This window comes from Paenibacillus popilliae ATCC 14706, assembly GCF_000315235.1.
Taxonomy (GTDB): domain Bacteria; phylum Bacillota; class Bacilli; order Paenibacillales; family Paenibacillaceae; genus Paenibacillus_B; species Paenibacillus_B popilliae.
In genome coordinates, this window is sequence record NZ_BALG01000290.1 from 1 (window position 1) to 317 (window position 317).

Here is a 317-nt window from a genome sequence, read left to right on the forward strand (position 1 = left end):
GAAAGAACGGCATGCCGAGGCATGCCGGTGCTCGTAACATCATACAGCCATTTGAGAAGAACATAGGTAATCAAGGCTCCAAATAGCTGACCATATACGGCATTTTCAGTCGTACCGAACAACGTAGGAACGTTCAAATGTTGCTTGATCCAGCGGAAAAAGACTTCTATCTGCCAGCGTGCTTTATAGATCTGAGCCAACTGTTCGGCGGTAACATGCATTAAAATCGGTAACGAGACGAATCTCCCGCCCCTCAAAATCATGAAAAATGACTACGCGATGTCGTTCCTTGGATCGGCATTGAGCCGTTCCAAGCT

The 317-nt window shown here is 47.0% G+C and carries 1 pseudogene; it reads right to left on the minus strand.

Annotation, left to right across the window (positions count from 1 at the left end):
* Positions 1–317 (minus strand): annotated as a pseudogene (locus tag PPOP_RS16395) (transposase); the annotation flags it as partial.